Annotated in this window: 5 protein-coding genes; 3 read left to right on the top strand and 2 right to left on the bottom strand. The window is 70.6% G+C overall.

The genetic code is table 11. The annotated features are described in order from the left end of the window. Together P409_RS22270 and P409_RS22265 are read right to left on the bottom strand one after the other, a co-directional pair. A partial coding sequence (locus tag P409_RS22270; protein ID WP_034843819.1) for a molybdopterin cofactor-binding domain-containing protein occupies positions 1 to 410 on the bottom strand: 410 nt, incomplete at its 3' end. Beyond that, the gene (locus tag P409_RS22265) at positions 410 to 889 is read right to left on the bottom strand and encodes a (2Fe-2S)-binding protein (RefSeq protein WP_034843816.1); all 480 of its coding nucleotides are present in this window, start codon (positions 887 to 889) and stop codon (positions 410 to 412) included. The genes P409_RS22270 and P409_RS22265, both read right to left, overlap by 1 nt. A 519-nt stretch (positions 890 to 1408) precedes the next feature. Between P409_RS22265 and P409_RS22260 the strand changes: the two genes are divergently transcribed. The 3 genes from P409_RS22260 to P409_RS22250 form a co-directional block, all read left to right on the top strand. Beyond that, the gene (locus P409_RS22260; RefSeq protein ID WP_081991705.1) at positions 1409 to 2323 is read left to right on the top strand and encodes an MBL fold metallo-hydrolase; all 915 of its coding nucleotides are present in this window, start codon (positions 1409 to 1411) and stop codon (positions 2321 to 2323) included. Positions 2324 to 2426: 103 nt separating this feature from the next. Next, positions 2427 to 3686, top strand: a complete 1260-nt coding sequence (locus tag P409_RS22255; RefSeq protein WP_034843814.1) for a lytic murein transglycosylase — start codon at positions 2427 to 2429, stop codon at positions 3684 to 3686. A gap of 89 nt (positions 3687 to 3775) precedes the next feature. Further along, positions 3776 to 6752: AAA family ATPase (locus P409_RS22250; RefSeq protein ID WP_052121168.1), on the top strand; the 2977-nt coding region annotated here is incomplete at its 3' end.

The raw sequence follows: 6752 nt of genomic DNA, 5'->3' as shown, positions 1-6752 counted from the left end.
GCCGGGCGGCGGCCTGGACCAGCAGCGCCCGCGCCGCGGCGCCGACCTGGCGCAGCGGCATCCAGTTGGTCGGCGTGGCCCGGCTGCCGCCCGCCGTCTGCGGACCGGTACACAGCCTCGTTCACCATCGCCTGGGTGACGGTGACCTGGTCCCAGTCGACGTCCAGCTCGTCGGCGATGATCATCGGCAGCGACGTCTTGATGCCCTGCCCGATCTCCGGGTTCTTGCCGGTGATCGTCACCCGCCCGTCGGGCGCGATGGCGATGAAGGCGCCGAGCGTGCCGGTGCCCTCATCGGCGGTCGCGGGCATCGGCAGGGAGGCGTCGATCAGCAGGCCGCCGCCGACCAGCAGCGAGGCCTTGAGGAAGGCACGGCGGCCGAGGCCACCCTCGGGAAGCAGGTGTCCCATCAGCCGGCACTCCCTTCCGCCGCATTCCGTTCGGCCGCCTTGTGGATGGCGGCGCGGATGCGGGTGTAGGTGCCACAGCGGCAGAGATTGCCGGCCATGGCGGAATCGATGTCGTCGTCGCCGGGCGCCGGGGTGGCGGCCAGCAGCGCCGCGGCGGACATGATCTGCCCGGCCTGGCAATAGCCGCACTGCATCACGTCGAAGGCCAGCCAGGCCTGCTGCAGCCGGACGCCGACATCGGTGGCGCCGATGCCCTCGATGGTCACGATCCTGGCGGTGCCGACATCGCCGATCGGGGTCTGGCAGGCGCGCACGGCAGCGCCGTCGAGATGCACGGTGCAGGCGCCGCACAGCCCCGCGCCGCAGCCGAATTTGGTGCCGACCAGGCCAAGCTCGTCGCGCAGCGCCCACAAGAGGGGCATCTCCGGCGGCGCGTCGATATGCTCGATCCGGCCATTGATGTTCAGTTCGACAGCCATGGACAGCTCCGTCTCTGCGACCGGCCATGCAAGGCGGGACCGCCGCCAGCGCGCCGGGTCCAGGATTTCCAGAAGGGAGAAGGATACGATCCGCTTGTCGCAGAACTGTGCCAGGGAAACCGGTGGGTGTCCCCAGGGCAGCGCATCGCTGCGGCATCCCGTCCCATCCGCCGACAGAAACAACAAGATCGGCATGGTATTTTGCATGCCGTCGCTGTCCTTGCCTTGCGAGCGGACCAGCCGGCTGTGATTTAACCCGCTATTGATCAGATCATCTCGTTCATTATGTCTATAATACTGCGACGATATTGGTATCGATGATCTGATCATTATCTGTTACTGTCGAAATTGTATCGAATTTAACCTGCAATCTTCCTGTAGCAGCGCTCTTACAGGCTGACATTTCGCAGATGCGGGCGCTGCGCCCCTGATCCGCGATGACAATGGAGGGTGACATGGCCGGACCGCTCGCGATTGGTAAGGACGTGCCCGAGCCCAGGGACTGAGCCGGCGGCGCCGATGACCAAGACCGACCCGATCCTGGCCCCGGCGATGGGGGATGCCTCCCCCGCCGTCCATGCCGTCTACGACCCGCCGACCGGCAGCGTGCAGTACATCGTCGCCGACCCCGCGACCGGCGACTGCGCCGTCATCGACCCGGTGCTGGATTTCGACCTGAAATCCGGCGCCGTCTCCACCCGCAACGCCGACCTGATCCTCGACCATGTCGCGCGGTGCGGGCTGCGGGTGGCCTGGATCCTGGACACCCATCCGCATGCCGACCATTTCTCGGCCGCCGCCTATCTGAAGGAGAGGACCGGCGCCCCGACCGCGATCGGCGAGAAGGTGGCCGGCGTGCAGGCGCTGTGGCGGGACCTCTATCACCTGCCGGACCAGCCGACCGACGGCACGGGCTGGGACCGGCTGTTCGCCGATGGCGACCGGTTCCGGATCGGGTCGCTGGATGCCGGCGTCATGTTCTGCCCGGGCCACACCATGGCGTCGGTCACCTATCTGGTCGGCGACGCGGCGTTCATCCATGACACGCTGTTCATGCCGGACGGCGGCACGGCGCGGGCCGACTTCCCCGGCGGCGACGCGCGCCAGCTCTGGGCCTCGATCCAGCGCATCCTGGCCCTGCCGGACGACACCCGCCTGTTCACCGGCCACGACTACCGGCCGGACGGGCGCGAGCCGCGCTGGCAGAGCAGCATCGCCGGACAGAAGGAGCGCAACATCCACATCGCCGCGGTGTCGGAGGCGGAGTTCATCGCGCTGCGCCGCGACCGCGACCGGACCTTGCCGCTGCCGGCGCTGATGCTGGCGGCGCTGCAGGTGAACATCCGCGGCGGCCGCCTGCCCGAGCCCGAGGCGAACGGCAAGCGCTACCTGAAGATCCCGCTCGACGCCTTCCCCGACGCGCCGCAGGGGTGACGGTCCCGAGGCCTTTGCGGCCGCCCTGCCGCGCTCCGGCCTTGATCTCAAGGCACTTTGCCGCGACGTTCACCGACTGATTCGGAAATCGGGGAGAGGGCCCATGTCGATGACCACGCGGATGGCGGTGCTGGCCGGGGTGGTGCTGCTGGCCGGCTGCCAGAGCTCGGGCCAGGGCCAGCCGGTGGTGCCGACCCCGATGCCCGGCGCCTCGGCCGCCTTCCCGGCGCAGTCCGAGGCGCAGGGCTTCCAGCAATGGGTGGCGGCGTTCCGGGCCGAGGCCGCGGCGCGCGGCATCAGCCAAGCGACGCTGGCCACCGCCTTCGACACCGTGCAGTTCCTGCCCAAGGTGATCGACGCCGACCAGTCGCAGGCGGAGTTCACCAAGGCGATCTGGACCTATCTCGACAGCGCCGTCTCGCCAGACCGCATCCGCAACGGCCAGGCGATGCTGGCGCAGTGGGGGTCGACCGCCAATGCCGTCGAGCAGCGCTACGGCGTGCCGAAGCAGGTCATCACCGCGATCTGGGGCATCGAGAGCAATTACGGCCAGAATTTCGGCACCACCGAGGTGATCGACGCCCTCGCCACCCTCGGCTATGAGGGCCGCCGCCAGGACTGGGCCAAGGAGCAGCTGTTCGCGGCGCTGCAGATCCTGCAGCAGGGCGACATCAGCCGCGACCGCATGCTCGGCTCCTGGGCCGGCGCCATGGGCAACACCCAGTTCCTGCCCACGGTGTTCCTGAGCTCCGCCGTCGATGCCGATGGCGACGGCCGGCGCGACATCTGGGGCAGCATCCCCGACGTCATGGCCTCGACCGCCAACTACCTGGCGCAGTCCGGCTGGCAGCGCGGCCAGCCCTGGGGCGTCGAGGTCACCCTGCCGCGCGGCTTCGACTATTCGGTGGCGGAGCTGAGCACCAAGCAGCCGGTGGCGCAGTGGGCGGCGCTGGGGGTGAAGCCGGTCTCCGGCCGCAGCCTGCCGGCGCTGGGCGACGCCTCGGTGATCACCCCGGCGGGCGCGCGCGGCCCGGCCTTCCTGGTCGGCCCGAACTTCAGCGTCATCATGAAGTACAACAACTCGACCAGCTACGCGCTGGCGGTCGCCACCCTGTCCGACCGGCTGGCCGGCGGCGGTCCGATCGTCGGGACGTGGCCGCGCGACGAGCAGCCGCTGTCGCGCAGCGAGGTGATGGAGCTGCAGTCGCTGCTGGCGTCCAAGGGCTTCTCGACCGGCGGCAGCCCGGACGGGCTGGTCGGGCCGGCGACGCGCGGGGCGATCCGGGCCTGGCAGACCACCAAGGGCCTGGTGCCGGACGGCTTCCCGACCACGACCCTGCTGCAGCAGGTGCGGGCGGGGTGAGGTTCGGCCGAACACGGCCGAACCCCTCTTGCCAAAGGTGCGGTTTCCCGTCGGAGTGATGCCGCCGGTTCCCTGACGACGACTCGCGCATGCCCGATCTGCTGCTCTATGCCCTCCTGGCCGGTGCCGTGGGCGGCATCCTGTCCAGCCTTGTGATGCGGCTGAAGCCGGAGGCGACCCGCGCGCCTCCGGCTGCCGAGCCGGCTGCCGGACCTGAGGCGGCGGCTGTGGCCGAGACGGCCGTGGAGCCCGCGCCGGCGGCGAGCGTCGCCGCCCTGCTGCAGCGGATCAGCCAGGATCTCGGCCCCAAGGCGGAAGAGGTCAGCGGCCCGGGAGAGCTGCCGGACATCCCGGAGTTCCAGGCGGCGCTCGACGCGATGCGGCGCCCGGATGCCGGCTTCGACCTGCTGCGCCACCATGCGCTGGGCGGCAACTGGCCGCTCGCCTGCGCCGCCTTCACCGTCCTGCGCGACCATCCGGACCGGCAATCGCTGGCCGACGAGGTGATGCGGCACCTGCCGCACACGCGCCCCTATGTCCTGCCCGACGCGCTGCGGTTCCTGACCACGCTGGATCCGCGCCCTCTCGTCGGGCAGGTGGTCCTGGCCGCCCCGGAGTGGTGGGAGAACAACCCGGTCATCTCCCGTTTCGTGGAGGTGTATTTCGAGCGCAGCGCCGAGCTCGGCGACACCCCCGGCTTCGGTACGCTCCTCGGCCGATATGCCGAGCTCGACCTCGCCCCCGCCCGGGGCCTGCTGCGCAAGATCCGGCATCCCTTCGCCGCCCGCCTGCTCGAGGCGCTCAGCACCTGGCAGGACACCCGGATCGACCGCGCCTTCCTGTCCGGCATCGGCACGCTGTGGACCGAGGACGAGGACGACCGGCTGCTGATCCGGCCCGCCGCCTGGCAAGAGCAGCTCTCCACCGCCGAGGTTGCCATCGCCGCACCGCGGCCGCGCTCGGTCCTGGTCACCGGCGCCCCGCACATCGGCAAGAGCTCGTTCCTGCGCCTGCTCGGCCTGAACCTGCACGAGGCCGGCTGGCAGGTGTTCATGGCCAGCGGCCACGAGCTGATGGCCGGCCAGATGTATATCGGCCAGCTGGAAGGGCGGATCCGCCAGCTGGTCGACGCCCTGCATGCCCGCCGCAAGATCGTCTGGTATGTGCGCGACCTCGGCCAGATGGCCGGCAGCGGCACCCATCGCGGCCAGGCGGCCAGCATCCTCGACCAGGTGATGCCGGCGGTGGTGGCGGGCGACCTGATCCTGGTCGGCGAGACCAGCCAGGCCGCCGCCGCGCGGCTGTTCCAGGCCTACCCCTCGCTGCGCTCGGTGATCGAGACGGTCGCGCTGGAGCCGATGAGCGAAGGCCAGACGCTGGAGCTGGCGGGCGAGCTCGGCCGGCGCATCGGCGACATCGTCGGCGTGACCGTGTCGGAGCAGGCCGTCACCACGACCATGGAGCTGGCGCAGCACTATCTCGGCAGCGGCCAGTTGCCGGGCGCCGTGCTGGAGCTTCTGAAGCGAGCCACCGCCCGGTCGCTGCATGCCGGCGAGGAGACGCTGACGCCGGCCAGCGTGATCGCCACCCTGTCGCAGATCTCCGGCCTGCCGCCGGTGATCCTCGACACCAGCCAGCGGGTGGAGCTGGCCGCCATCCGCGACTATTTCAGCCGGCGCGTCATCGGCCAGGAAGAGGCGGTGCAGGCGATGGTCGACCGCATCGCCATGCTCAAGGCCGGCCTGACCGATCCCGGTCGCCCGATCGGCGTGTTCCTGCTGGCCGGCCCGACCGGCACGGGCAAGACCGAGCTGGCCAAGACGCTGGCCACCTTCCTGTTCGGCGCGCCGGACCGGATGGCGCGGCTGGACATGAGCGAGTTTCAGACCGCCGAATCCACCGCCAAGATCCTGGGCAAGCCCGGCGAGAGCGACGCCGATTCGCTGATCGCCCGCGTCCGCAAGCAGCCCTTCTGCGTGATCCTGCTCGACGAGTTCGAGAAGGCCCATCCCAATTGCTGGGACCTGTTCCTGCAGATCTTCGACGATGGGCGCCTGAGCGACGCGAATGGCCGCGAGGCCGATTTCCGCCACAGCTTCATCATCCTGACCTCGAATCTCGGCGCCACCGCGCATCGCCGGCAGAGCTTCGGCTTCCTGGCGGACCCGCAGGCCTATGGCGAGGACCAGGTCCTGGCCACCATCGGCCAGACCTTCCGCCCCGAATTCGTCAACCGGCTCGACAAGATCATCGTGTTCCGCCCGCTGTCGCGGGAGTTGATGCGCAACATCCTGCACAAGGAGCTGGCCCTGGTGCAGGAGCGCCGGGGCCTGCGTGAGCGCAGCTGGGCGGTGGAGTGGGAGGCCGGCGCCATCGAGTTCCTGCTGGACCGCGGCTTCAGCCCGGAGATGGGCGCCCGGCCGCTCAAGCGCGCCATCGACCAGCTGGTGCTGGCGCCCCTGGCCGCCACGCTGGTGGAGCGCCGGTTTCCCGAGGGCGACCAGTTCCTGTTCGTCCGCTCCGACGGCAGGTCCATCCAGGTCGAGTTCGTCGACCCCGACGCCGCGCCGGCGGCGGAGGCGGCGCCGGACATCGGGCTGGACGACACGCTGTCGCTGCCGGGAATCATGCTGCGGCCGAACGGCTCCCAGGCCGAGCGGGCCTTCCTGAACGCCAGCTGGCAGGCCATCCGCGAGGAGATGGACAGCCCGGACTGGACCGCGCTGGGCGACGCGCTGCGGGCCGAGCTGGCCGACCCCGGCTTCTGGTCGCGGGACGACCGGCACACCGTCTTCTCGCGCCTGGAGCTGGTGGACCGAATCCGGGAGGCGGCGCGCACCGGCGAGCGGCTGGACCGACGCTACGCCCATACCGCCGGGACCCCGCAGCGGGCGTCGCGGGAGCTGGCGTCGCGGCTGGCGCTGCAGCTGTTCAACCTGCGCGCGGGCCTCGACGACCTGGCCGCCGGCGCGCCGATCGACGCCCTTCTGCGTGTCGAGCCGGCCCTCGACGCCGGCGGCGGCAACCAGGCGGAGGCGTGGTGCCGCCGGCTGACGGACATGTATC

The sequence above is a fragment of the Inquilinus limosus MP06 genome (assembly GCF_000767795.1).
Classification (GTDB): Bacteria; Pseudomonadota; Alphaproteobacteria; order DSM-16000; family Inquilinaceae; genus Inquilinus; species Inquilinus limosus_E.
Note: the sequence above shows the minus strand (reverse complement) of the source record. Positions and strands in the feature narration are given on the sequence as shown.